This window comes from Curtobacterium sp. PhB78 (assembly GCF_003751685.1).
GTDB lineage: Bacteria > Actinomycetota > Actinomycetes > Actinomycetales > Microbacteriaceae > Curtobacterium.
On sequence record NZ_RKIA01000001.1, the window covers coordinates 39,590 to 64,553 of the forward strand.

Sequence of the window (24,964 nt, forward strand, 5' to 3'; positions counted from 1 at the left end):
GTTGCGCGGTTAGCATTGCCCGACCCGGCGCCCGGTCGCGGACTCCGTCCCACCCAAGGGAGACAACGTGAACGGCCACGAGCGCACCACCGATCGCGGTCAGCGTCGAGGGGCTCCCCGGCTCGTCGCCGGCCTGGTCGTCGCACTCGTGTCGATCGTCGCGACGGGGTGCTCCGCGGCGAAGACCCCGGAGGTCGCCGAGCCGCTCGCGACCTGGAACGCCGCCGTGGCCGACCGGACCGAGGCGCCCGCGAACTGGGTCGCCCTGGGGGACTCGATCACCGAGGGGCAGGGCGCCTCGTCACGCTCCACCCGGTGGATGGACCTCACGCTCGACCAGCTGCGCACGGAGCACCCGACGGACGGGGTCGCCGGAGGGGCCGGGTACCTGCCGGCACAGTTCGCCGTGTACGCACCGGACTCGACCTGGGGTGACTGGGCGGCCGCGCGCACGGGGAAGAGCCAGTTCGACATCACCACCCCCGACCTCGGCTACCGATCGGTCGCGATGCAGGCGGGCGCCTCGCGGAGCTACGGCTTCACGGGCACCGGGATCGACATCTGGTGGGCGCGCTACCCCGGGTCCGGCGACTTCACCTACAGCGTCGACGGAGCAGCACCGACGACCGTCGCCACCACCGGGACTGCCAGTACCGGGACGATCACGACGGTGGACGGACTGTCGAGCGGGGAGCACACGGTGACCGTCACCGCCGTCGCGCCGTTCTCCTTGCTGGGGTTCACGATCTACGACGGTGACCGGGACAAGGGGATCCACCGCTACGACTCCGCGCACTCGGGCTCGACGATCGCGACGTTCACCGATGACCAGGAGGGCTTCCTGACGGCGATGCGTCGTGCTGCACCGGACCTCATCACCATCACGCTGGGTGGCAACGACGCGGCGAACCTCACACCCGACGAGCTCGGCGCCCAGTACGTGGCGTTCCTCGAGACGCTCGCGGCGCTGCCCACGAAGCCCTCGCTGCTCGTGATCGGCGAGTTCACCCCGGCCTCGAGCATGACGGACGGCATGTCGAGCGAGTGGTCGAGCTACCTCGCCGAGATCAAGCGTGCCGCGGCGAAGGGCGGTGCCGCGTACGTCAGCATGGCTGACACCTTCCCCGAGGCCGACACGTCCGGGACGGGGATCTACTCGACGGACGGCATCCACCCCAACGACGAGGGGCAGCGTCGGATCACGAAGCTCGTACTCGCAACCCTGGCTGCGCACGAGGGCGACTGAGGGGCGGAGCTGCTCCGTGCGGCCGTCGAGCCCTGGACCGAGGCATCCCCGGAGTGGTGCGACGATCCACTACCGTGAGCGCATGGGGGAACAGCGCAACCAGTGGTTCGGCCCCGATGAGGACGCGTACCTCCGCCCGGCACGAGCGCAGCCTCGGACACCGTACGTCCCGACGAAGCCCGGCGCGATCGACCTCGTCGTGACCGCTGTCACGCTGGCCGTCACCTACGTCGCCGCGCCCCTCGCCTGGTTCTGGGTCGTGCTCAGCCAGATGGCCTTCGTCGGATGCACGGACACCGCGAGGAACTGCAACTACGACGCGAGTTCGGTCGTCCTCATCGCGTATCCGCTCGTGTCGGGTGTCATCGCCGTCGTCGGGACGTGCTGGGCCGTCGCCCGTCGGCGCCGGTGGCAGCCGGGGTCCTTCGCCGCCCTGGGCACGCTCGCCGGCCTCCTGGCGGCCTTCGTCGTCGCTGAGTTCGTCACGGACGTCGCGTCTGGCGGCTACCTGTTCTGAACCGCCGGCCGGTCCGCTGACGCACGGTGGGCAACGGACTGGAGGCGCGGTGCAGGTGAGTCGATCGACTCACCTGTACCGCGCCTCCAGTCCGGGTCGCTGCGAACGCAGCGTCAGCGACGTCAGCCGCGGATGAACGCGAGGATGTCGGGGTTGATGACGTCCGCGTGGGTCGTCAGCATGCCGTGCGGGTAGCCCTCGTAGACCTTCAAGATCGAGTCGCTGAGGAGTTCGGCCTGCTTCAGCGAGGCGTCCGCGTAGGGCACGACCTGGTCGTCGTCGCCCTGCAGGACGAGGACCGGCACGGTGATCGCGCGCAGATCCTCGGTCTGGTCCGTCTCCGAGAACGCCTTGATGCCCTCGTAGTGCGCGACGGCACTGCCCGTCATGCCCTGACGCCACCAGTTGGCGATGACCGGCTCGGACGGCGTCACGCCGTCACGGTTGAAGCCGTAGAACGGGCCGGAGGCGACGGCCTGGAAGAACTCGGCGCGGTTGGCGGCGAGTGCCTGGCGGAACCCGTCGAAGACCGCGATGTCCGTGCCCTCGGGGTTCGCGTCGGTCTTCACCATCAGGGGCGGCACGGCGGACACGAGGACGGCCTTGGCGACCCGGCCCTGCGGCTGACCGTACTTCGCGACGTAGCGGGCGACCTGGCCACCACCGGTGGAGTGTCCGATGTGGATCGCATCGTGCAGATCGAGGTGCTCGACGACGGCGGACACGTCACTGGCGTAGTGGTCCATGTCGTGGCCGGTGCCGATCTGCGAGGAGCGCCCGTGACCGCGTCGGTCGCTCGCGATCACGCGGAAGCCCTCGGCCAGGAAGTACAGCATCTGCGCGTCCCAGTCGTCGGAGGACAGCGGCCAGCCGTGGTGGAACACGATCGGCTGCGCATCGGCGTTGCCCCAGTCCTTGAAGTAGATCTCTGCACCGTCGTCGGTGGTCACGTAACCCATGGTCGGTCTCCTGTGGCTGGTGTTCGGTTGTGGTGGTCGGTGGGTGGTCAGCCGAGTTCGGCGATGGCGTCCGTGATGAAGGCCGCGACCTCGGCGGGGTGCGTCTGCATCACCAGGTGTGGTCCGTCGATCTCGACCACCTTGCGGACCCCGGCGCGCTGGTAGCCGAAACGCTCGACGTCCGGGTTGATGGTGTGGTCGGCGCTGGAGACGATGCCCCAGGACGGCTTGGTCTTCCACGCCGCGACGGATGCGGGTTCGCCGAACGCAACCGCGGACAGCGGGCGCTGCGACACTGCGAGGACCTTGGCCTCCTCGAGGTCGAGGCCGCCCGCGAAGACCGCGGGGAAGGCGTCGATGGCCACGGAGACGTCGGTGCCGGGCTCGGCGCCGTCGACGGGGTAGGGCGCGTAGACGAGGTTCGCCGCGAGGTCGCTGTCGGGGAACCCGCCCTGGAGGGCGCCGAGGCTCTCGCCTTCCTCGAGCGCGTAGGCGGCGACGAACACGAGCCCGACGACGTTCTCGGCGACGCCTGCGACGGTGAGGATCGCGCCGCCGTAGGAGTGCCCGGCGAGCAGGACCGGTCCGTCGATCTGCTCGACGAACGACTTGATGTAGGCCGCGTCGCCGGACAGGCTGCGGTTGAACACGGGCGGAACGAGGACCTCGTGCCCCTGATCGAGGAGGAGCTTCGTGACGGGCGCCCAGCTGGCGGCGTCGGCGAAGGCGCCGTGGATGAGCACGATGGTGGGCGATTCGGTCACGGTGCGGTCCGTCCCGGTCCGCAGCCGGTGCCGTGGACCTCCGTCGGTGGTGGAAGCGTCTGCTTCCGTCCGTGACGCTAGGGCCGCGGGCCGGCGGTGCACATCGGTCACGATGACCGAGATGTGGCGTCGTGTGACTTAGTCGTCCGCCGCGGTCGCCCCGGGTGCCAGGACCGACGGCAGCTGCTGCCTGGTCGAGATGCCGAGCTTCTGGAACGCCGCGTACAGGTGGGCGCCCACCGTCCTGGGGGAGACGAAGAGGTGTTCGCCGATGGCGCGGTTGCTCAGGCCCTGGGCTGCGAGCGTGCAGACCCGGAGCTCCTGCGGGGTGAGCAGGTCGATGCTGCGTTGCCCCGTCGTCGGCAGGCGCTCGCCCGTGGCCCGGATGGCGTCTCGTGTCCGCTCTACCCAGATCGGTGCGGGCATCGCCTCGAACAGGTCCAGGGCTGCGTGCAGGACTGCTCGGGCGGTGGTGCTCCGCCCTGCGCGACGCAGACGGCGACCGAGTCGGAGGAGCGCTCGCGCTTGCACGTACGGGACCGGCCAACGATCGTGCTGCAGGGTCGCCCACGCCGACTCGAGGTCGTCGTCCGACAGGAGCGCGGTCCGGGCGGAGTGGACGGCCGTGCGCACCAGGGGAGCGTGCCACCGCTCGTGGAGCCGCTCGAGGTCCGCCAACCGCTGCTCGGCGTCCGGTCGGTTGCCGGACTCCAACGCGGCATCGACGTAGTCGTGGGAGGTCAGCACGGCGAAGGTCGGGTTGAACGCGTCGTCGTCGGGGTCGAAGAGACGTCGCAGGGGCTCGAGTGCGTCCGCTGCCCGGCCGGAGACCAGGTGCGCCAATCCGGTCGCGCCGAGCAGCGTTGCGCGCATCGCACTCGAGCGGAGCACCTGCGCGCCCGCCTCGGTCCCGCCGGCGATCCGCTCGGTGTCGGGCTGTTCGCCCTCGAGGGCGTCGAACCAGGCGAGCGCGCACCGCGCCGCGGCGGAGAACCCGGCGTCGCCCAGGTCCCGTCCGAGCGACGCGGCCTGCTGCGCGAGGGCGCGCGCCCGGGCGACGTCCCCGGCGAGGTACGTGGTCATCGAGGTCCCCATGAGGGCCTGCGGGAACGTCCGCAACTCGCCACGCGTCTGCATGCTCGCGAGGGCACGGTCGAGCAGGACACGAGCCGTGTCGATCTCGCCCACGAGGTTGAGCGCGTACCCGAGGAGCCACGCGGTCTCTTCGTCCAGGGCCGCGGGCGCCGCCGCCAACGCGAGCTCCAGCACACGATCGCCCCGGGCCAGCGGCTCGGTCCGGGCGGCAAGCAGGATCGACCGAGGGTCGTCCTCTGGAAGCGCGAGGGCTTCGACGACGACGAGCATCGGGTCGCCCGGGTCCGCCTCGGCAGTGTGGTCCCAGGCGATCGCGGCCAGGTGGAGCAGTGCGGCGGTGGCGTGTTCGACCCCGCCTGCCAGCTGCATCTCGGAGACGGCGTGGAGCGCCGGTCCGAGGTCGCCGACTGCCAGGCCCGTCCGACCAGTGGGCAGGGTCTCGGCGACCCACGCTGCGCGCGCCGCGAGCAACCCGGGAGGCGCCTCGCCGCGAGCCTGTTGCACCAAGAGCGACGCGTCTGAGGTCCTGCCGGACAGCCCGGCGAGTTCCGCCGCGACGATGCGACGCTCGACGCGTCGGGCCACGTCCGACGTCAGCTCGGCGGCACGCTCGTACGCCCGGCTCGCGACGAAGGTGTCGGACATCGCGGTCCGTTCGTCGCCGAGCGCGGCGATCTCGTCCGCGAGGGGATCGTCGTGACCGGTGGCGAGCTCGGCGCGCCACCAGATGGTCCGTGCCGGGTCGTCCTGGTGCTCGAGCACGAGCGACCGGAGGACAGCGGTGCGCTCCGGCGGTGACGCCACCGACAGGACCGCCGACTGCACGAGCGGGTGCCGGAACCGGATTGCACGGGGTGCGACCCACTCGAGGAGCGAGGCCGCTGATGCCTGCTCGGTCCAGGTCGGCGTCGGGAACCTGCCGATTGCGCGTGCGGCGACTCGGGCGGCTTCCTCGGCAACGGTGCCGCCGGACAGTGCCACGGCGAGGATCGCCAACCGGACCCCTTGGTCGAGCTCCGTGTACCGATCCGCGAACTCCTGCTCGACCCGTCCGACGACGGGTCGTTCCCGCGTGCGCTCGGCCGCCGCAGTTGACCGGCCGAGCTCGTGCAGTGCCAGGGGGTTGCCCTCGGCGCGGAGCACGAGGTCGCGTCGCGCCTGCCCCGTCGGCGCTCCAGGCACTCCGTCGAGCAGTTCGTCGGCAGCGGACTGGTCGAGTGGACGGAGGTGCAGGCGTCGGATGCCCGGGTTCTCCACCGCATCGGTGTTCCGCGTGGTCATGACGATGACGACCGGGTCCTCACCGACGCGACGGGCCATCATGCGGAGCGCCCACTCGGAGGGTGCATCCATCCAGTGCAGGTCCTCGGCGACGATCAGGAGCGGACGTTCGGCCGCCGCGTCCGAGAGCAGGGTCAGCGCGGCGAGCCCGGCGAGGAGCGGCGACGGCTGGATTCCCGTGGCGACCCCGAACGCGACGTCCAACGCCCGTCGCTGCGGCGACGGCAGGTTCGCGATGCCGCCGCGCAACGGGTACAGGAGCATGTGGAGCGCTGAGTACGGCTCCGCCGACTCGGCGAGGGTGCCGGTCGTCGTGAGTGTCCGCAGTCCGCGGAGGCTCGCGTGCTCGAGTACATCGGCGACCAGCGACGACTTGCCGATGCCCGCTTCGCCGTCGATCACGAACGCGGAACCACCGCTGTCCACGTGACCGACCGCGTCTCGGAGAGCCGAGGTCTCCCGCTCACGCCCGATGACGGGCTGCGCCTTCGTCACGTCGTCAGTATGGCAGCGCTGCCGGACCGGAGTGAAGCGGCTCCGGCCGCCGAGCTCACCAGGAACTGGGCTTGTAGTCCTTCAAGAACACGCCGAACACGTCCTCGCCCGCCTCGCCCCGAACGATCGGGTCGTACACGCGTGCAGCCCCGTCGACGAGGTCGAGCGGCGCGTGGAAGCCCTCCTCCGCCAGCCGGACCTTCGTCGGGTGCGGTCGCTCGTCGGTGATCCACCCGGTGTCGACGCTCGTCATCAGGATGCGGTCGGTCTCGAACATCTCCTGCGCACTCGTGCGGGTGAGCATGTTCACGGCAGCCTTCGCCATGTTCGTGTGCGGGTGTCCCGGCCCCTTGTAGGCGCGGCCGAACACACCCTCCATCGCGCTGACGTTCACCACGTAGGTGCGGTGCGCCTCGCTCGCCGCCATCGCGGGGCGGAGCTTCGAGATCAGGATGAACGGCGCGGTGGTGTTCGCGAGCTGGACCTCGAGCATCTCGAGCGGGTCGACCTCGTCGACGGCCTGCGTCCACGAGTTCACGTCGTGCAGGTCGGGCACGAGACCACCGGCGTCGATCGCGGTGCCCATGGCCAGGCGCTCGAGCGAGCTCGACCCCGGAGCCATGGCCTGCTCGGTCAGTTCGTCGGCCCGGGCTGCAGCGGCCGCGAGGATGGGGTGCGCCGTCACCGAGCGGGCGAGCGCCTGCGGGTGCTGGTCGTTCGTGTGCCCGAAGGTCACGAGCTCGGGCAGCGGGCCGTCCGGCAGTGGTGCGAGTTCGGCGTCGACGAGGGGCTGGTACGCGCCGGGCGACCGGCGAACCGTCTGTGTCGCGTTGTTGATCAGGATGTCGAGGGGGCCAGCAGCGGCGACGTCCTCGGCGAGACCGATGACCTGGGCCGGGTCGCGCAGGTCGATGCCGACGACCTTGAGGCGCGAGATCCAGTCGGCGGAGTCCGGCAGGCTCGTGAACCGGCGCACGGCGTCGCGGGGGAACCGCGTCGTGATGGTCGTGTGGGCGCCGTCACGCAGCAGGCGGAGCGCGATGTACATGCCGATCTTCGCGCGGCCGCCGGTCAGCAGCGCCCGCTTGCCGGTCAGGTCGGTCCGGGCATCACGCTTCGCGTGGCTCATCGCCGCGCACGAGGGGCACAGCTGGTGGTAGAACGCGTCCACGACCGTGTACTGCTGCTTGCACATGTAGCAGGGGCGGGACTTCAGCAGGGTGCCGGCGGTGGACGCCGTCGTCGAGGTGCTGATCGGGACGCCGCGGGTCTCGTCGTCGATCCGGTCGGCGGCGCCGGTCGCGGTCGCGGCGATCACGAGGCGGTCGGCCTCGGCGATGACCGCGCGCTTCTCGAGTCGGTGCGCCCGCTTCACGGCCTTGAACATCTTCGCCGTGGCCTGACGCACCCTTACGAAGTCGGGGTGCGTCTCGTCGATGTCGCTCATCTGCTCGAGCACCCGGAGCGTGGCGTCGAGGTCCTCGGGGAGGATGCCGCTGGGTTCGGGCTGCTCGGAGATCACACGGGATTCTACGTTGGATCAGGCCGCGTCGAGCTCCCGCGTCAACGCCGCCACGAAGTCGTCGATGTCCTGCTCCGACGTGTCGTACGCGCACATCCACCGCACCTCGTTGCGGCTGGCGTCCCAGTCGTAGAACCGGAAGTGCTTGCGCAGCCGCTCGGCCACCCCCGCGGGCAGCGTCGCGAACACCCCGTTGGCCTGGGTCTCCTGGCTGAACCCGACGCCCTGGATGCTGCCGTCGGCGATCCGGGCCTCGAGTGCGCCGCGGAGTCGGGCGGCCATGGCGTTGGCGTGCCCGGCGGAGCGCAGGTACAGGTCGTCGGACAGCAGTGCGATGAGCTGCGCGGAGACGAACCGCATCTTCGATGACAGCTGCATGTTCATCTTGCGCAGGTAGTGCAGCCCCTCTGACGCGTCGGGGTTGAGCACGACGATCGCCTCGCCGTAGAGCATGCCGTTCTTCGTGCCGCCGAAGCTCAACACGTCCACGCCGGCATCGGTGGTGAAGTCGCGCAGGGGCAGGCCGAGGGTCGCGGCGGCGTTGGAGATGCGAGCGCCGTCCATGTGCAGCGTCATGCCGAGCGGGTGGACGTGGTCCGCGATCGCCCGGATCTCGTCCACCGTGTAGGCGGTGCCGAGCTCGGTGGTCTGCGTGATCGAGACGACGAGCGGCTGGGCGCGGTGCTCGTCGCCCCAGCCCCAGGCCTCCTTGTCGATGAGCTCGGGGGTGAGCTTGCCGTCGGGGGTCTCGACCGGCAGCAGCTTGATCCCGCCGATGCGCTCGGGAGCGCCCGCTTCGTCGGTGTGGATGTGCGCGGTCGTGGTGCACACGACGGCGCCCCACCGCGGCAGCATCGACTGCAGCCCGACGACGTTCGCGCCGGTGCCGTTGAACACCGGGAACGCCTGCGCCTGCGAGCCGAAGTGGTCGCCGATCACCTCGTTGAGACGGGCCGTGTAGACGTCCTCGCCGTAGGCGATCTGGTGGCCGTCGTTGGCCGCGGCGATCGCGTCGAGGATCTCGGGGTGGACACCGGCGTAGTTGTCCGAGGCGAAGCCCCGCAGGTCCAGGTCGTGGAGTCGAAGGGTCACTGGTTCATCCTAGGTTCGAGGCCGCGGCTGGAGCGGCCGAGAGCGGGAGACGGGCGCCGTTCACGTCGGCCGGCGGTGCCGTCCAGAGCCGCACGACCTCGTCGCCGAGCCGCTCTTCGAGACCGGCGAGGGCACCGACGACGAAGACCGTGGCTGCCGCCGAGTGCGGTGCGTCCTTCCGGAAGCCCTGGGCGACGGCACGGACCCACGCGTCGGAGGCGGCCTTGGCGGCTGCGTAGTTCGCGGCACCCGCGGTGGGGGTGTCGACGGCGGTGGACGAGACGAACGCGAGCCGTCCGGCCGGGGACGCCACCAGGTCGTCGTAGAACACGCGTGTGGTGTTCCGCAGGGTGCGGAACGCCCGGTCGAAGAAGTCCCAGTCGTCGTCCGACTGGCCGGCGATGCCGCCGCCCCCGCGCCACCCACCGACCAGGTGGACCAGCCCGTCGACCGGTCCCGCCGTCTCGTGGACCGCAGCCGCGAGCGCGGTGACCGCGCCGAGGTCTGCGAGGTCGCACGTGTGGGTCGTGACGCCCGGGACGGAGGCGCGCAGGGCCTCCAGTGCGTCCGGTCTGGTGCCGACCGCGACGACGGCCGCCCCGGCGGAGGTGAGTGCGCGCGCGACCGCCGCGCCGCTGGTGCTGGTCGCGCCCGCGACCAGCACCGTGCGACCGGACAGGGACCCAGCGCTCACGCGGCGACGTCCGGAACGGACGGAGCAGCGGGCGGAGCAACCGACGACGAGCCGGTTATGCCGGCCGTCGAAGCGATGACCGCAGCCATCTTCTTGTTCAGTGCCTCGTAGAACATCGACAGCGGGAATTCGTCGTCGAGCACCGCGTCGGTGTAGCCCTTGGGCATTCCGGCGAGCGTTTCCTCCGGCAGTCCCCGCGCCCATCTCGAGGCCGGGTGCGGCGTGAGCGTCCGGGTGAGCATCTCGTACGCAGCGAGCCAGTGCGCCGATTTCGGCCGGTCAATCGACCGCCGGTACAACTCGTTGATCTGATCACTGAGCGCGATGATCACATCGGGAACGGCATCCCAGTCGATGGTGAGCTGCGTGTCCGTCCAGTGCAGGACATCGTGCTGGTGCATCCACGCGAACAACAACTGCCCGCCGAGTCCGTCGTAGTTCCGGACGCGGCTGCCGGTGATCGCGAACCGGAAGATGCGGTCGAAGACGACGGCGTACTGCACCAGGTGGGCGTGGTCGCGGATTGCGCGTTGCGCCTCGTCGAGGTCCGCGTCCGGCACAGCAGAAAGTGCACGCTCGAGCCGCACGGATTCCCGGAACGCCGTCAGGTCGCAGCGGAGTTCTTCCAGCGAGTAGAGGAAGAACGGCATCCGTTGCTTGATCATGAACGGGTCGAACGGCAGGTCCCCGCGCATGTGCGATCGGTCGTGGATGATGTCCCACATCACGAAGACCTGTTCCGTCAGCTCCTGGTCGTCGAGCATTGCTGCAGCGTCGTCCGGCAACTCCAGTTTGGTGATCTCCGCAGCGGCACGGACGACTCGGCGGTAGCGAGCGGCTTCGCGGTCCTGGAAGATCGCGCCCCACGTGAACGTCGGGATCTCGCGCATCGCGACCGTCTCGGGGAACAGCACCGCAGAATTCGTGTCGTACCCGGGCGTGAAGTCGACGAACCGTAACGCGACGAAGAGCGTGTTGCTGTAGTCGCCCGCTTCGAGTTCCGCGATGAACTCCGGCCAGATGACCTCGACCAGGACGGCTTCGACGAACCGCGAGGAACTGCCGTTCTGCGTCACCATCGGGAAGACGACCAGGTGGCCGAGTCCGTCGATGCGGTGCTGTTGCGGCTGGAATGCGTTTAGTGCGTCGAGGAAGTCGGGAACGCCGAAACCGTCGCGTTCCCAGCGTGCGAAATCGCGCTGCAGTGCAGCGAGGTACGCCGCATCGTGCGGAAAGAACGGGGCCAGTTCGGCAATGGCCGGGAGGATCGTGGCCAGGTGCTCGGAAGCGGTCGCGTGGTCCGCCTGGTCGGGTACAGAGCCATCGGCTGTCTGCAGCGCACGGAACGACACGACAGCGGCTTTCAGCCGCGTCCACGCGGGATGCTCGGCGACCTCGCGCACCGACGGACGGTCCTCGACGACCTCGGGTTCTCCGACGATGGCGCCCTGCGTGAACTCCTGGACGAACTGTGACATGTCGAACCTCCCGTCATTGGGTCAGCCGCGGATCTGCGGCGTGGTGGTGCGCTTGTCATGAGCCTAGGGAGGATCGGGGGACGCATTCTTGCCCATTTCCGGGGGATTCGTGCGCGGCGCCGTTCTCCGCGCGGGAAAGTCGATCCCCTGCGCAACGCATCGCCGCTCAGGCGCGGATCTGGTGGAAGAGCAGCGCCAGGCCGATCGCTGCGACGCAGATCAAGAAGGCGGCCGGGGCGGCCTTGCTCTTCGGGTCGACGGTGCCCGCGAAGCCCGACGCGGACAGTCCGGCTGCTCCGGCTGCGACGGCAAGTGGCCAGCCACCAGCGACGAGTACGACGCAGGTTGTGGCGAGCAGGACTGAGCCGACCGCGAGCCCAGTGCTGACGATGCGGCGGACACGAGACTTCTCGGACGTGGGGCCTCCCTCGCTCTCTACAGTGCTGATGTTTCACACGCCGTATGGTCGGATTCGGCGGTATGTTCGTCAGGTGGAAGAGAAGGAACCGCGCGACCGCACGATCGACGAATCGTGGGTGTCACTCGCGTGCCTCGGTGCCCTCGGCCTCGGAGTCACGATCGTCGGCGGCCCGGACCTTGCCTGGTGGGACGTGGGCTCGACGTTGCTCGTACTGGGAGTGTTCGGGCTCCTCGCCCTCGCCCTCGTGCTCGCATCGCGCAGGAGCGCTGTTCCAACGACCCTCCGCGTGCGCCGGGCGAACTGGCTTGGTGCAGCGATCGGACTCGGCGCGGGCGCCCTCGTGGGAACCGCGGTGTTCGGAGGATCGACTGCACTCGCCGCGCTGCTTCCGGTCCCGCTCGTGGCGATCGACGTCGTTGTCAGTCGTTCCGGCGGGGGACTGCGCGCCCGGTCGATCGTGCTCGGCCTGACCGCAGCTCTCATCGCCGTGGTCCTCTTCTGGAACTCCGACGTGCGCCAGGGCTTCTCCGACCTGGTCCAGGGATCGGTGGTCGCCGGCGTCCTGCTGGCGGTGGGGCTGGTCCTGAGGGGTGTCGTTCGGCGGCAGCGCGCCTGACCGGCCCGGCATCGCGGCCGTCCGGCTCCGCGGTGCGGACTCGGTCGATACGGTTGTCCCCATGGCACGCTTCACGCCCCCAGCCGCCGACGCGATGCGCGCACGACTCCTGCTCGCAGCACGCGACGAGTTCGCCGCGGCTGGGCTCGTCGGCGCCAAGATCGAGCGGATCGCCGCGGCGTCGTCGAGCAACAAGGCGCAGATCTTCCACTACTTCGGCAGCAAGGAGGGGCTGTTCGACGCGCTCCTCGCCCAGACCGTCGCCGAGACGTTCGACGAGGTCCCCGTCGACACCGACGACCTCGCCGAGTGGGCTGCTCGCCTGCACGACTCGTACGTCCGGCGTCCGTGGGCCGAACGGCTTGCGACGTGGCACCGCCTCGAGCGGGGGAGTGACGGTGCGCTCGAAGCCGTCATCGCCAACAATGCCGAGGCCGTCGCCGCGGTGGAACACGCCCAGCGCGCCGGGGTCCTGCCGCGCAGCTACCGGCCGGCGGTGCTGCTCGGTCTGGTGATGCACCTCGCCGCGTTCTGGAGCTCGACCTCCCCCGAGTACGGCTCCTTGGTCGCGGCGGTCGCACCTGCGCGGCGTCGGCAGATCGTGATCGACGCGGTGAAGGCGCTCGTCGGGGGCTGACGTGGCACACGGCCGGGCGTAGGGTTCGGCTCATGAGCAGCGACAACCGGTTCCTCCGCGCGACCTTCGGGCGGCCGTTGGTCTGGGTCGGCGTGGTGTGGCTCGCGGTCGGGTTGCTCTGGAGCGTCCTGGCGATCATCGATCCGAGTGTCTTCCGCGCGATCATGGCCGTCCTGTGGCTCCTGCTGGGCGGCAGCATGCTCGCCGTCGCACTCCGCGACAGGAAGCGCGGCCTCGGCCGGTACCAGCGCTAGTCGAGGCGGGCCGAGCGCGCAGGCAGGAACCGCACCGGGCCTCCCGTCAGCCTGCCGCGTCCGCGGCCACCCGCAGCGTCCGCTCCGCATCGTCGAGGTAGTCCGCCAGCAGTGCCGAGGCCCCCGCCTGGTCGCCGGCGCGCAGCGCCGCGACGATGGCGTCGTTCCGGTCCACGAACTCAGCGTGGAACGACCCCGGGTCGTCGGTCGTCAGGAAGGCCAGCCGCATCTCGGCGAGCAGCCCGTCCATCAGGCCGTGGATCCGCGTGCTCGGGACCGCTCGGACGAGCTCGGAGTGGAACCGGATGTCCGCGGTGCCCACGGCGCCCCAGTCGCCCGCGGCGGCAGCGTCCCGTGCAGCCGTGACGGCCGCCGCGGCTGCGTCGAGCGCGGGTGACGTCGGCGAGCACGCGCGGACCGCGGCTTCCTCGAGCACCCGTCGGGCGGCGTACAGGTCCGTGACGTCCTCGGCGGCGAGTCGTCGTACGAAGACCCCACGGTTGAACACGTGCTCGACCAGCCGGTCCCGCGCGAGCAGCCGGAAGGCCTCGCGCAGGGTGTTCCGTGACACCCCGAGCTGGTCGCTCAACCGTTCTTCCGACAGCTGCGCCCCGGGGGAGAACTCGCCCGCCGCGATCATGGTGCGCAGCCGGTCGGCCGTCGAGTCGGCACCGCTGACGGTTCGGGTCATGTCCCGATCCTGACACGGCCTCGGGCATCGCAGGTGCGAACCCCGCACCGTGTGACCGTCGTGTTACAGAGCAGAACACCCCCTTGCGATTGTTGAACAATGCGGTCCAGACTGTCCCGCATGTTCGTCCTCATCGGCGTCGCCGTCGTCATCATCGGGTTCGCGTTGCGCATCAACGCGCTGCTCGTCGTGACCGTCGCGGGCATCGTCACCGCGGCCATCGGCGGGATCGGTCCCGTCGGCATCCTCACCGCCTTCGGCGACGGCTTCGCGTCGAGCCGGTCCGTCACGACCTTCGCGCTCGTCCTGCCCGTCATCGGCCTGATCGAGCGCTACGGGCTGCAGGACCAGGCCAAGCGCCTGATCGCGAAGCTCGACAAGCTCACGACGGGTCGTCTGCTGGCCGGGTACCTGGCCATCCGGCAGGTCACGGCCGCGGTCGGCCTCACCAGCATCGGCGGGCCGGCGCAGACCGTGCGGCCCCTCGTGCACCCGATGGCCGAAGGGGCGGCGATCAAGAAGTACGGCCGGATCGACGAGCGGATGCGCGAGAAGATCAAGGGCTACTCGGCGTCGTCGGACACCGTCGGGGTCTTCTTCGGCGAGGACGTCTTCGTCGCCGTCGGTTCGATCCTGCTCATCACGACCTTCGTCGATGCCACCTACGGTCTGTCGCTCGAACCCATCGACCTGGCGCTGTGGGCGATCCCGACCGGTATCGCCGCGCTCCTGGTCCACGGCACGCGGCTGCTGCTGTTCGACCGCACGCTCGACAAGATGGCCGCCGACGCACGCGTGGACGCCCCGACGCAGGGAGCGGCAGCGTGATCACCAGCGAATGGCTCTACTGGCTCATCGGCGCGTTCTTCATCGCGGTCGCCGTCCTCATCGTCACGGACACCTCGCACGCGAAGCGACTCGGCAACGCGGCGTTCTGGGGGATCCTCGGGGTCTCGTTCTTCTACGGCACCTTCGTCGCCGCGAAGACGGCGCCGTCGTGGGTGCTCGGCATCGCCGTCCTCGTGATGGTCGCCCTCGCCGGACTCGGGTTCACCGGGACCACCAGTCGCACGCGCGTCGCCAGCATCCCGGGTGCCGGAACGGGGGCGGAGACCGGCCCGGCCGAACCCACCGCTGCGGCCACGAAGCCGTCCGCCAGCACGAGTGTCCTCGCCACCACCAGCCCCGACGAGCGCGCGGCGTTCGCCACCCGGTTCGGCAACAAGCTCTTCATCCCGGCGCTCGTCGTGCCCGTGGTCGCCGTCCTCGTGGCGACGCTCGGTCCGCTCGTCTCGATCGGCGGTGCACCCCTGCTCGCCGAGGGCAGCGCGACCCTGACCGGACTGGGCATCGGCTCGGTGCTGGCCGTGGTCGTCGCGGTGTTCGTCCTGCGCCCGCCGAGGATCGCCACGCCCATCCGTGAGGGCGGCCGACTGCTGCAGGCCATCGGGTGGGCAGCGCTGCTGCCGCAGATGCTCTCCACCCTCGGCATCGTCTTCACCCAGGCCGGGGTCGGCGACGCCGTCGGCACGATCATCAAGTCGATCCTGCCCGGCGGGTCGCTGATCGCCGCGGTGGTCGTCTACTGCCTCGGCATGGCGCTCTTCACGATCATCATGGGCAACGCGTTCGCCGCCTTCCCGATCATGACGGCCGCGATCGGCTGGCCCGTCCTGGTGCAGGGCTTCGACGGCAACCCCGCCGCGATCTTCGCCATCGGCATGCTCGCCGGGTTCTGCGGCACGCTCGTCACGCCGATGGCCGCGAACTTCAACCTGGTGCCGGCTGCCCTGCTCGAGATGCGGGACAAGTACGGTCCGATCAAGGCGCAGATCCCGACCGCCGCCATCCTGCTCGTCGTCAACATGGGAGTCATGTACCTTGTCGCTTTCTGATGCTGCCCCGCTCGACCTGACCCGCGCCGCGTGGGCCGACCGCTTCGCGTCCGTCGTCGCCGAGAACACCACCCGCGAGTACCCGTACGCGGCGCACCACACGACGTCCGGCCCGGACGACCGGGCGCTGCCGGTCGAGCTGCACCCCGCCTTCGCCACGTCGTACGACTGGCACTCGTCCGTACACATGCACTGGCTCGCAGCGCGTCTGGTCGCGCACGGTCTGCCGGCCGACCTGGAGGCCCGGCTCACCGCGATCCTGCAGGCCCACCTGAGTGCGGATCACCTGGCCACGGAAGCCGCCTACTTCCACACGACGCCGCACTACGAGCGCCCCTACGGGTGGGCCTGGCTCGCGAAGCTCGCCGCCGAGGTCTCCGCGTCCGAGGTGCCGGCCATCCGGCAGCTCGCCCCCGGGTTCGCGCCCGTCGTCGACGTGCTCGAGGACCTCGTCACCCGCTGGGTCGACGGCGCTGCCCACCCGGTGCGGCACGGGGTGCACTCGAACTCGGCGTTCGGGCTGCTGCTCGTGCTCGAGGCCGCACGGTCGCTCGGCCGCGACGAGCTCGCCACGACGGTGGAGCGAGCGGCGCGCGACTGGTTCGGCGAGGACGCCGGGTGGCCGTTCGCCTGGGAGCGCAGCGGACACGACTTCCTGTCCGCCGGACTGGCCGAGGCCGACCTGATGCGCGCCGTGCTGACCCCCGCCGAGTTCGCGACGTGGTCGGACGGCTTCTTCGCCCAGGTGCGGTCGGGCGACGCGATCCTGCAGTCGACGGTGGTCCGCGACGAGAACGACCCGCAGCAGGTGCACCTGTTCGGGCTCGACCTGTCGCGAGCGGGATCGGCCCGGCGCATCGCGGACGCCCTGCGCGCCGGTGAGCTCGACGACGACGGGCTCGCGAGCCTGCTCGACGAGGCGGCGGACCGGCTGCTGGCCTCGGGTCTGGCCGCCAGCGTCGGCGAGGAGTACTACTCCACGCACTGGCTCGCGAGCTTCGCCTGGGACGCCATGGAAGCACGCGAGCACGCCGCACGCTGACCCTCGAACGAGGGGCATGGTCGCCGGTCCGGCGTGCTGCTGTCAACCCCCTGCATCGGTTGCAGAATGCACCTACCCTCGGTGCGCAGCCGAGATCCGGCTGGGTGCCCGAGGGGAACGGGTGCCACCAGTCACACCAGGGAGTGACACATGCAGCACCGCAGGATCAGGCGGACCGCGCTCATCGCCGCACTCATGGGCGCCGTCGTCGTGGCGGCACCGCTCGGAGCGGGAACCGTTGCCTACGCGGGGGTCACCGCCCCGGTCGGCAACGTCGGCAAGTTCAAGCAGACCTTCGTCGAGAACTTCAGCACGACGGCCTCGGCCAACGGCCAGTTCGCGAAGACCTACGCGAACTCGTGGCAGCCCTACCCGGACGGGACGGGCGGCACGTACTACTCGGGCTCGCAGGTCAGTGCCCGCAATGGCTACATGGACGTCACGCTCGACGGCAAGCACGGAGCCGCGGGGACCTTCGGGACCCCGAACGGTGCGTGGTCGCACGTGGGCGGCAAGTTCAGCGTCCGCGCCAAGGCCACCGGCGGCGACGGGAACGGTGCAGCGTTCATGCTCTGGCCGTCGTCCAACGTCTGGTCGGACGGCGAGATCGACTACCCGGAGGCGAACTTCGAGGGGTCGCCGATGCTCCACCACCACTCGATGGTCGCCGGGCAGGAAGCGAACTCGACGAGCATGAGCACCGGGGTGACCTGGCGTAGCTGGCACGTCTACTCGGTCGAGTGGATCCCCGGTAAGTCGGTGCAGTACCTGCTCGACGGCAAGGTCATCAAGACGGTCACGTCGAACGTGCCGAAGACCGCGCACCGGTACATGTTCCAGGTCGGCAACTGGGGTGCCGCCGGGCACCTCGACATCGACTGGGTCAGCACCTACGAGTACACGGGCTGACCCACAGCAGGTCAGCTGATCGCGATCGTCCGGGCGAACGTCCGAGCGACGGGCGGTGCGGCGACGATCGGTCCGATCGCTGCGGCACCGTCCGGGGTCGCCCGCCATGCCTCGTAGGCGTCGTGGGCGGCCCCGCTCGTCCAGGACTCGACGACGACCATGCGCGTCGGGTCGGCGTCGTCGACCAGCACCTCGAGGGACTCGCAGCCGTCGAAGGCGCGGGTCTGCGCGAGCGTCTCGCGGATCGCCGCCTCGACGGTGTCGGCGGGGACGTCGCTCCGGAACTGGACCTCGAGCAGGACGGTGATCGACATGTGGTGCACCTTTCGTCGGCAGTGTCCGACTCAACCCGCAGCGGCGCCGACCTGTTCCGGATCGGTCAGCGAGCCTGTCGTCAGTGGACGAACCGGAAGCGGATGGTGTCGCCCGGGCGGAGCTGCGCGGCACGGTCGACCGACTCCGGCGTGAGGACCGCCACGACGGGGTAGCCACCGGTCACCGGGTGGTCGGCGAGGAACAGCACCGGGAAGCCCTCCGGCGGGACCTGCAGCGAACCGGTCTCCACCCCTTCGCTCGGCAGCTCGTGCGTCACGGCGCGGACGAGCGGCTGCGGAGCCGTGGTGCGGACCCCCACGCGGTCGCTGTCCGACCCGACGGTGAAGTCCTGAGCGGTCAGGGTGTCGCGCCAGTCCAGCGTGAACCAGTCGTCGCGGGGGCCGGCGGTGACGTCGAGGGCGACCGGGTCGTCCGGCCAGTGCTCGTCGGGTTGCGGCACGGCGTCGACGATCGGCCACGAAGCGCGCGCGTCGCCGATCGGCAGGACGTCACCCGGCGACGACGGCGGAGGCCCGAGGCGTGCGAGTGAGTCCCACGAGCGACTACCCAGTACGGGCTCGACCGCGAACCCGCCGAGGACCGCGATGTAGGAGCGCAGCCCGGCGGTGGCCGTACCGATCCGGAGCGTGTCACCCGGTGCGAGCATCAGGACCTCGTGCGAGGCCGCACCGCGGACCCGGCCGTCCGCCCGCTCGATCTCGACCGGGCAGGCGGCCCCGGCGGTTGCGATGACCACGTACGCGTCGGTCCGCAGCGTGACGGAGCCGAGCAGGGCCTCCAGGACGGCCGCATCGGGACGGTTGCCGACCAGCCGGTTGGCCAGTGCTGCGGAACCACGGTCGGCGGCGCCCGCCGCGCCGAGGCCCATGTCACTGAAGCCCGGCCGCCCCAGGTCCTGCGTTGCCGCGCCGTAGCCGACCTGCAGGACGGTCAGCGCGCTCATGCCGCATCCGCGTCGACGAACCGGACCCGTGTGCCGGCGGGTGCCAGCGCCGGCGGTTCCCGGTCGAGCGACCACATCGGCACGTCGGTGCGGCCGATGAGCTGCCAGCCGCCGGGGGAGGCGCGCGGGTAGACGGCACTGAACTCGCCCGCCAGTGCGACGGCACCGCTCGGCACGACGGTGCGCGACGTGCTCCGGCGAGGCAGGTCGAGTGACGGCTTGGTGCCGGTGAGGTAGCTGAAGCCCGGGGCGAAGCCGCAGAACGCGCTCGTCCAGAGCTGGCCGGTGTGCCACGCGATCACGCGGTCGCGGCGCATGCCGGTCAGGGCGACGACCTGGTCGAGGTCCTCGCCGTCGTAGACCACCGGGATGACGAGGGGGTCCACGGCGCTCGCCGCATCGGCGTCGGCGGACGGGACGACCCGTTCGAGTGCACTGCGGAGTCTCACGGCGTCGGTCGTCGCCGGGTCGTAACGGAGCAGCAGTGTCCGCGCGCCGGACACGACCTCGGTGAGGCCGGGCAGCCGAGCCGCGGTCAGCCCGGCACGGAACGCGACGACCTGCTGCAGGGAGTCGAAGGTGGCGAGCAAGGCGGTGCGCCCAGCGGGCCGGAGGTCGAGGACGGTCACGGTGCGAACGGCGCGATCGCGACGCCGTGCTCGGTCAGCAGTGATCGGATCGCGCGGGCCATGGCGACGGCACCGGGGGAGTCGCCGTGGACGCAGACGGAGTCGGCACTGACCCGCAGCTCGGAGCCGTCGACGGCGGTCGCGACCCCGTCGGTGACCATGCGGAGGACGCGAGCCGCGACCTCGTCCGGATCGTGCAGCACCGAACCCGGCGTGCTGCGGGACACCAGGGAGCCGTCGGGTTCGTAGGCGCGGTCGGCGAAGGACTCCGCGACCGCGCGCAGCCCGTGGCGTTCGGCAGCGAGCAGGAGTTCGGAACCCGGCAGCGCGAGCACCGCGAGCGAGCCGTCGACGTCGGCGATCGCCCGGACCACGGCCTCGGCCTGGACCGGGTCGGCGCACGCGGTGTTGTAGAGGGCGCCGTGGGGCTTGACGTAGGTGACCGCGGTGCCGGCGACCCGCGCGGTGGCGGCCATCGCGCCGAGCTGGTGCACGACGTCGGCGTGGAGTTCGTCCGGTGTGACGTGCACCGGACGGCGACCGAAGCCGGCGAGGTCGCGGTAGGCGACGTGCGCTCCGATGGCGACCCCGCGCTCGGCGGCAGCGCGGGCGGTGGCGAGCATGATCGTCGGGTCGCCGGCGTGGAATCCGCAGGCGATGTTGGCGCTCGACACGACGTCGAGCATCGCGGCGTCGTCGCCCATCGTCCAGGCGCCGAACCCCTCGCCGAGGTCGCTGTTCAGGTCGATCGTCGTCACGGGGACTCCCTGTCGTCGCGGGTTGTTGAACAATCTACCGAGCGGCGACTCCGCTGTCGACCGATCGGGGCACGCGGCTGGTGGGTGGATTCCGAGCAGCGGCACGTAGCGTCCGAGGTCAGCACCTGCCGGGGGCGTCGCCCTCGGTTCGACCACTGCACTGGAGCAGACCATGACCGACAGCAGCAACACGCACGACGACGACGCCAAGGCCCCCGTGAACGACTCCGAGGGCATCGAGAAGCCGGGCGGGCTCGGTGACGACAACACCATCCCCAACGACCCGGACGGCCTCGCCGCTGGGCACGTCGGGGACGACTCGCACTTCAACCCGGAAGAGGACGGCGAGGAGTAGGGGTCGTTCGTCGACTCGGGACGACGTCCTCGTTGTCGTACGACGACGAGGACGTCGTTCCGAGTCGACCCGGTGTCGTTCCGAGTCGACCCGGTGTCGTTCCACGTCGACCCGCGACCGCCCGAAAGTCCCCTACAACACGCGCTCCAGCAACCGCAGCGTCCCCGCGATGTCCACGTTCCGGTCCAGCAGCCACTGCACCTGCAGCCCGTCGAACGCCGCGATGATGAGCGACGCCACCTGCTCGAGGTCGGCGTCCGAGTGCCGCCCCGACGCCGCGAGCTCGTCGTGCAGCTGGGCGACCAGGTTCCCCCGCGCCTCGTCGAACCGTGCGGCGAAGAACTCCCGCGCCGTCTCGTTGCCGGACTCCACCGACGCCCCGAGGAGGGTCGTGTAGAGCGTCACGAGTGCCGGCTCGCTGACGTTCCGGTCGGCGACGAAGGCCAGTCGGGTGAAGACCCCGGCCGTGTCGCCGAGTGCCCGGTCCGAGGCGGCATCGCGTTCCCGCAGGACCTCGACCAGCAGCGCTTCGCGGGACGAGAAGTAGTGCTTCAGTGCCGCGTGCGAGACCCCGATCGCATCGCCGATGGCGCGCAGCGAGGTGCCGTCGATCCCGCGCGAGGCGACGACGTCGAGCGTCTGGTCGAGGATCTCCCGCCGACGCTGCACGCCCTTGGCGTAGGGGCCCCTGGTGCCGATTCCATCGTTGGAGGTCACGAGTGCCAATGTACCGGCGCAACAATCGGGCCAAAAACTTCCGGTCGGAGGTTTCCGGTGCTACAGTCCCGATCACCTAGCAGCACTAGGTATTCGAGGGCCCCGAAGCCCCCTATGACTCGAGGAGGAGTCATGTCGACACCGACGTCGAAGGAAGAACCCACCCGCGGCATCGCCGGGACCGCATCACCAGCGGTCACCGCAGCCGCCGGTGCCACCGCCTCGGACGCCGCGGCGCCCCGAGCGTTCTCGGTCGAGGGGATCACGCAGTCCGTCAGCACGATGCGTGTGGGCCGCGGCTACCTCTGGGGCCTCAGCTTCGCCCAGTTCGGCCTGTTCGTCGCCCTGCTCACGCCGGTCTTCGTGAGCATGTCGATCAAGGCGACCGAGCTCAACCCCACGAGCCCCGAGACCGTGGTCGGCTCCGTCCTGCCGTTCGGTGCCCTCGGTGCACTGTTCGCAAACCCGCTGTTCGGCGCGATCTCCGACCGCACCCGCAGCCGGTGGGGACGTCGACGCCCGTGGATGCTCGGCGGCGTCATCGTCTTCGTCGGTTCGCTCGCCTGGCTCGCGTTCTCGCCGAACGTCCTGCAGCTCACGCTGGCCTGGGTCCTCGCGCAGATCACGGCGAACGCCGTCCTCGCCACGCTGACCGCGAGCTTCGCCGACAACGTGCCGGAGTTCCAGCGCGGCAAGGCCTCGAGCGTCATCGCCCTCGCGCAGAACATCGCGATCCTCGCCGGCCTGTACCTGGCCGTGTACCTGGTCGGGAACCTGCCGGTCCTCTTCATCGCCCCGGGCGTCCTGGCGATCATCGCGATCCTCGTCTACTGCTTCGTGGCACGCGACGACCTGCCGACGACGCCGGTCAAGCCGTTCAGCTGGATCAACCTGATCAGCTCGTTCTGGACGAACCCGTTCAAGCACCGCGACTTCGGACTCGCCTGGTGGGGGCGCTTCCTCATCACCTTCGGCACGTTCATGTTCACGACGTACCGCCTGCTCTACATGCAGGACCGCATCGGTCTGCCGCAGGCCGAGGCCGTCGGGGTCGTCGCGTTCGGCGTCCTGCTCTACACGGTCGCCCTGCTCGTCAGCGCCGCCGTCTCCGGTTGGGTGTCGGACCGCGTCCAGCGCCGCAAGGTCTTCGTCTGGGGCTCCACCGCACTGACCGCGGTCGGCCTCGTGATCCTGGCCCACGTCGACACCGTCGGCGGCTTCTACTTCGCCGAGATCGTCCTCGGCTTCGCCTTCGGCATCTACGCCGCCATCGACACCGCCCTGATCGTCGACGTGCTGCCCGACCCGGAACGCCCCGGCAAGGACCTCGGCGTCATCAACATCGCGAACGCGCTGCCGCAGTCGCTCGCTCCGGCCGTCGGCCTGTTCCTGCTCGGCATCGGCGGTGGTCAGAACTACACGCTCATGCTCTGGGGTGCCGGCGTCGCCGTCATCCTCGGCGCCCTCGTCATCCTGCCGATCAAGTCGGTCCGCTGACCAACGCAACCAGCCTGGAGGCGCAACTTGCGTCCGCAACGCGAGTCGCGCCTCCAGGCAGTCACCTGTACCACCCCCGGAAAGGACCCGACATGGCTCCCGCCATCTCCCTGCAGCTCTACACGGTGAACGCCGCGCTGGAGCCCGACCTCGACGGCGGCGTCCGCCGCCTGGCCGAGATCGGCTTCGACACCGTCGAAGCGTTCGCGTTCGTGGACCGAGCAGCGCAGCTCAAGTCCGCGTTCGACGCCCACGGCATCACCGCGAAGACCGGCCACGCGTTCCTGGTCGAGGAGACCATCCCGCTGCCCGACGGCACCGTGATGACCGCTCCGTCGCATGCCGACACCTTCGCCGCGGCGAAGGAACTCGGCCTCGAGATCGTCATCGACCCGTTCGTCGGGCCCGACGCGTGGACGACCCGCGAGGGCGTCGAGCGTGTCGCCGCACGACTGAACGCCGCCGCCGTCGAGGCCGCCGAGCACGGTCTGCGCGTCGGATACCACAACCACGACCACGAGCTCCGGCCGCAGATCGACGGGCAGCCCGCGCTGCAGGTGCTCGCGTCGCTGCTCGACCCGGCCGTGGTGCTCGAGCTCGACCTGTACTGGGCATCGGCTGCGGGCATCGACGTCGTCGCGTTCATCGAGGAGCTCGGCGACCGCATCGTCGCCGTGCACGTCAAGGACGGTCCGATGCGCGACGACATCTCCACCGCGACGATCCCCACCGACCAGACCCCGGCCGGCCAGGGCGACGTCCGGCTCGCCGAGGCCCTCCGTGCGGCGACGGCGCTCGAGTACGCCGTGATCGAGTTCGACGGGTTCGACGGGGACGTCTTCGACGGTGTGCAGCAGTCGTGCGAGTGGCTCGCGGCGCAGCTCGCGCCGGCCGGTTCGTCGTCCGCATCGGAGGTGTCCGCATGACCCGCACGGGACGCGTCGGCATCGGCTTCATCGGCGCCGGCATGATCAGCGAGCAGTACCTGGCGAACCTCACGACGTTCCCCGACGTCGAGGTCGTCCGGATCGGCGACATCGACACGGAGCGCGCCGCGGCGTCGGCTTCGAAGTGGGGTGTCGCGGCCTCGGGCGACGGCGCATCCGTGCTCACCGATCCCGACGTCGAGATCGTCATCAACCTGACGCTCCCCGCCACGCACGTCGCCGTCTCGATGGACGCACTGCGTGCCGGCAAGCACGTGTGGAGCGAGAAGCCGATCGGCGTGGACCGTGCCTCGGCCGCGTCGCTCGTCGAACTCGCCGACTCCCTCGGCCTGAAGCTCGGCATCGCGCCCGACACCGTGCTCGGCCCGGGGTGGCAGACCGCCAAGCGTGCGATCGAGGCCGGTGCGATCGGCACCCCGCTCACCGCGGTCACGAGCATGCAGTGGCAGGGGCCGGACGTGTTCCACCCGAACGCGTCGTTCCTCTACGCCAAGGGCGCGGGCCCGCTGTTCGACATCGGCCCGTACTACTTCACGGCGCTCGTGCACCTGCTCGGACCGATCGACTCCGTCGTCGCGACTGGGTCTCAGTCGCGGTCGACGCGGCAGCTGGTCGTCGGACCGAACGCGGGCGACTCGTTCCCCGTCGAGGTGCCGACCCACGTCTCCGTCCTGACCTCGTTCGAGCAGGGTGGCAACGCACAGTCGCTGCTGTCGTTCGACACCCCGCTGTTCCGGCACGGCGTGTTCGAGGTCAACGGGACCGAGGGCACGATCGTCCTGCCCGACCCGAACACGTTCGGTGGCGGGCACCCGATCCGGATCGCGCGACCGCTGACCGCGGACGCGACGTTCCCCTTCTCGCAGGAGTGGGACGTGCTGCTCGACGAGGAGCCCACCGTCGGACGAGGCCTCGGCGTGCTCGACATGGCGCGGGCCATCCGTGGCGGCGGCTCGCACATCGCGACCGGTGAGGTCGGGTACCACGTGCTCGACACCATGGTCGCGGTCGAGGAGTCCATCGCCGCCCGCTCGTTCATCGAGGTCGAGTCGACCGTCGCACCGATCGCGTCGCTGCCCGAGGACTTCGACCCGCTCGCGGCGACGCTGGAGGGCGCGCAGGGGTGACCCGTCGCTGGGTTGACCGGACAACGGTGGCCCCGTCGGACAGGATA

The 24,964-nt window shown here is 70.4% G+C and carries 26 protein-coding genes; 13 read left to right on the top strand and 13 right to left on the bottom strand.

Features of this window, described 5'->3' with window-relative positions; genetic code table 11:
• Window positions 1–67 precede the first annotated feature (67 nt).
• Both EDF53_RS00230 and EDF53_RS00235 read left to right on the top strand, forming a co-directional pair.
• On the top strand, window positions 68–1,246 hold the full coding sequence (locus EDF53_RS00230; RefSeq protein ID WP_123291716.1) for a GDSL-type esterase/lipase family protein: 1,179 nt from the start codon (window positions 68–70) through the stop codon (window positions 1,244–1,246).
• An 82-nt stretch (window positions 1,247–1,328) separates the two neighbouring features.
• Complete coding sequence (locus EDF53_RS00235; protein WP_123291717.1) at window positions 1,329–1,763, top strand: hypothetical protein; 435 nt, start codon at window positions 1,329–1,331, stop codon at window positions 1,761–1,763.
• A gap of 122 nt (window positions 1,764–1,885) precedes the next feature.
• Here EDF53_RS00235 and EDF53_RS00240 read toward each other — a convergent pair whose 3' ends face one another.
• The 7 genes from EDF53_RS00240 to EDF53_RS00270 all read right to left on the bottom strand — a co-directional run bounded on the left by EDF53_RS00240 (window position 1,886) and on the right by EDF53_RS00270 (window position 11,143).
• Window positions 1,886–2,722, bottom strand: coding sequence for an alpha/beta fold hydrolase (locus EDF53_RS00240; RefSeq protein ID WP_123291718.1), 837 nt, complete (start codon window positions 2,720–2,722; stop codon window positions 1,886–1,888).
• Window positions 2,723–2,769: 47 nt separating this feature from the next.
• Window positions 2,770–3,486 carry an alpha/beta fold hydrolase gene (locus EDF53_RS00245; RefSeq protein WP_123291719.1) on the bottom strand — a complete coding sequence of 239 codons (717 nt, stop codon included), beginning with the start codon at window positions 3,484–3,486 and terminating at the stop codon, window positions 2,770–2,772.
• Window positions 3,487–3,624: 138 nt separating this feature from the next.
• A complete protein-coding gene (locus tag EDF53_RS00250) occupies window positions 3,625–6,357 on the bottom strand; it encodes an AAA family ATPase (RefSeq protein ID WP_123291720.1) in 2,733 nt (910 codons plus the stop codon).
• Window positions 6,358–6,412: 55 nt separating this feature from the next.
• On the bottom strand, window positions 6,413–7,879 hold the full coding sequence (locus EDF53_RS00255) for an SDR family NAD(P)-dependent oxidoreductase (RefSeq protein ID WP_123291721.1): 1,467 nt from the start codon (window positions 7,877–7,879) through the stop codon (window positions 6,413–6,415).
• 18 nt (window positions 7,880–7,897) lie between these two features.
• Window positions 7,898–8,971: a low specificity L-threonine aldolase gene (locus tag EDF53_RS00260; protein ID WP_123291722.1), complete on the bottom strand. Its 1,074-nt coding sequence runs from the start codon at window positions 8,969–8,971 to the stop codon at window positions 7,898–7,900.
• Between the two features lie 4 nt (window positions 8,972–8,975).
• A complete protein-coding gene (locus EDF53_RS00265; RefSeq protein ID WP_260215138.1) occupies window positions 8,976–9,665 on the bottom strand; it encodes an SDR family oxidoreductase in 690 nt (229 codons plus the stop codon).
• Window positions 9,662–11,143 carry a DUF6421 family protein gene (locus EDF53_RS00270; RefSeq protein WP_123291723.1) on the bottom strand — a complete coding sequence of 494 codons (1,482 nt, stop codon included), beginning with the start codon at window positions 11,141–11,143 and terminating at the stop codon, window positions 9,662–9,664. Before EDF53_RS00270 ends, EDF53_RS00265 begins: the two co-directional genes overlap by 4 nt.
• A gap of 491 nt (window positions 11,144–11,634) precedes the next feature.
• Between EDF53_RS00270 and EDF53_RS00275 the strand changes: the two genes are divergently transcribed.
• From EDF53_RS00275 to EDF53_RS00285, 3 genes are all read left to right on the top strand, one after another.
• The gene (locus EDF53_RS00275) at window positions 11,635–12,180 is read left to right on the top strand and encodes a hypothetical protein (RefSeq protein ID WP_123291724.1); all 546 of its coding nucleotides are present in this window, start codon (window positions 11,635–11,637) and stop codon (window positions 12,178–12,180) included.
• A 61-nt stretch (window positions 12,181–12,241) separates the two neighbouring features.
• Window positions 12,242–12,817, top strand: a complete 576-nt coding sequence (locus EDF53_RS00280) for a TetR family transcriptional regulator (RefSeq protein WP_148058235.1) — start codon at window positions 12,242–12,244, stop codon at window positions 12,815–12,817.
• Window positions 12,818–12,849: 32 nt separating this feature from the next.
• The gene (locus tag EDF53_RS00285; protein ID WP_123291726.1) at window positions 12,850–13,071 is read left to right on the top strand and encodes a hypothetical protein; all 222 of its coding nucleotides are present in this window, start codon (window positions 12,850–12,852) and stop codon (window positions 13,069–13,071) included.
• Between the two features lie 46 nt (window positions 13,072–13,117).
• Here the strand turns inward: EDF53_RS00285 and EDF53_RS00290 are convergent, their stop codons facing one another.
• The gene (locus EDF53_RS00290; RefSeq protein WP_123291727.1) at window positions 13,118–13,762 is read right to left on the bottom strand and encodes a GntR family transcriptional regulator; all 645 of its coding nucleotides are present in this window, start codon (window positions 13,760–13,762) and stop codon (window positions 13,118–13,120) included.
• A 120-nt stretch (window positions 13,763–13,882) separates the two neighbouring features.
• On the opposite strand from EDF53_RS00290, the gene EDF53_RS00295 reads away from it, so the two are divergent.
• The 4 genes from EDF53_RS00295 to EDF53_RS00310 all read left to right on the top strand — a co-directional run bounded on the left by EDF53_RS00295 (window position 13,883) and on the right by EDF53_RS00310 (window position 17,608).
• Window positions 13,883–14,590 carry a DUF969 domain-containing protein gene (locus tag EDF53_RS00295; protein ID WP_123291728.1) on the top strand — a complete coding sequence of 236 codons (708 nt, stop codon included), beginning with the start codon at window positions 13,883–13,885 and terminating at the stop codon, window positions 14,588–14,590.
• Complete coding sequence (locus tag EDF53_RS00300; protein WP_123291729.1) at window positions 14,587–15,657, top strand: DUF979 domain-containing protein; 1,071 nt, start codon at window positions 14,587–14,589, stop codon at window positions 15,655–15,657. The genes EDF53_RS00295 and EDF53_RS00300 overlap by 4 nt, the downstream gene beginning before the upstream one ends.
• Complete coding sequence (locus EDF53_RS00305; RefSeq protein ID WP_260215139.1) at window positions 15,644–16,699, top strand: DUF2891 domain-containing protein; 1,056 nt, start codon at window positions 15,644–15,646, stop codon at window positions 16,697–16,699. The genes EDF53_RS00300 and EDF53_RS00305 overlap by 14 nt, the downstream gene beginning before the upstream one ends.
• A gap of 150 nt (window positions 16,700–16,849) precedes the next feature.
• Window positions 16,850–17,608 (top strand): glycoside hydrolase family 16 protein, encoded by a 759-nt coding sequence (locus EDF53_RS00310; RefSeq protein ID WP_123291730.1) that lies wholly within the window; start codon window positions 16,850–16,852, stop codon window positions 17,606–17,608.
• An 11-nt stretch (window positions 17,609–17,619) separates the two neighbouring features.
• Here EDF53_RS00310 and EDF53_RS00315 read toward each other — a convergent pair whose 3' ends face one another.
• From EDF53_RS00315 to EDF53_RS00330, 4 genes are all read right to left on the bottom strand, one after another.
• Window positions 17,620–17,922, bottom strand: coding sequence for a putative quinol monooxygenase (locus EDF53_RS00315; RefSeq protein WP_111086660.1), 303 nt, complete (start codon window positions 17,920–17,922; stop codon window positions 17,620–17,622).
• Between the two features lie 80 nt (window positions 17,923–18,002).
• Complete coding sequence (locus tag EDF53_RS00320; RefSeq protein WP_123291731.1) at window positions 18,003–18,887, bottom strand: biotin-dependent carboxyltransferase family protein; 885 nt, start codon at window positions 18,885–18,887, stop codon at window positions 18,003–18,005.
• Window positions 18,884–19,516 (bottom strand): allophanate hydrolase subunit 1, encoded by a 633-nt coding sequence (locus EDF53_RS00325; protein ID WP_123291732.1) that lies wholly within the window; start codon window positions 19,514–19,516, stop codon window positions 18,884–18,886. The genes EDF53_RS00320 and EDF53_RS00325 overlap by 4 nt, the downstream gene beginning before the upstream one ends.
• Window positions 19,513–20,274: a LamB/YcsF family protein gene (locus tag EDF53_RS00330; protein ID WP_123291733.1), complete on the bottom strand. Its 762-nt coding sequence runs from the start codon at window positions 20,272–20,274 to the stop codon at window positions 19,513–19,515. Before EDF53_RS00330 ends, EDF53_RS00325 begins: the two co-directional genes overlap by 4 nt.
• 172 nt (window positions 20,275–20,446) lie before the next feature.
• Between EDF53_RS00330 and EDF53_RS00335 the strand changes: the two genes are divergently transcribed.
• A complete protein-coding gene (locus tag EDF53_RS00335) occupies window positions 20,447–20,629 on the top strand; it encodes a hypothetical protein (RefSeq protein WP_123291734.1) in 183 nt (60 codons plus the stop codon).
• A gap of 132 nt (window positions 20,630–20,761) precedes the next feature.
• Here the strand turns inward: EDF53_RS00335 and EDF53_RS00340 are convergent, their stop codons facing one another.
• Window positions 20,762–21,346 carry a TetR/AcrR family transcriptional regulator gene (locus tag EDF53_RS00340; RefSeq protein WP_123291735.1) on the bottom strand — a complete coding sequence of 195 codons (585 nt, stop codon included), beginning with the start codon at window positions 21,344–21,346 and terminating at the stop codon, window positions 20,762–20,764.
• A gap of 132 nt (window positions 21,347–21,478) precedes the next feature.
• Between EDF53_RS00340 and EDF53_RS00345 the strand changes: the two genes are divergently transcribed.
• The 3 genes from EDF53_RS00345 (at window position 21,479) to EDF53_RS00355 (ending at window position 24,917) form a co-directional block, all read left to right on the top strand.
• Window positions 21,479–22,843, top strand: a complete 1,365-nt coding sequence (locus EDF53_RS00345) for an MFS transporter (protein WP_123291736.1) — start codon at window positions 21,479–21,481, stop codon at window positions 22,841–22,843.
• Window positions 22,844–22,935: 92 nt separating this feature from the next.
• On the top strand, window positions 22,936–23,769 hold the full coding sequence (locus tag EDF53_RS00350; RefSeq protein WP_123291737.1) for a sugar phosphate isomerase/epimerase: 834 nt from the start codon (window positions 22,936–22,938) through the stop codon (window positions 23,767–23,769).
• On the top strand, window positions 23,766–24,917 hold the full coding sequence (locus EDF53_RS00355; RefSeq protein ID WP_123292279.1) for a Gfo/Idh/MocA family protein: 1,152 nt from the start codon (window positions 23,766–23,768) through the stop codon (window positions 24,915–24,917). The genes EDF53_RS00350 and EDF53_RS00355 overlap by 4 nt, the downstream gene beginning before the upstream one ends.
• The last annotated feature ends 47 nt before the right edge of the window (window positions 24,918–24,964 follow it).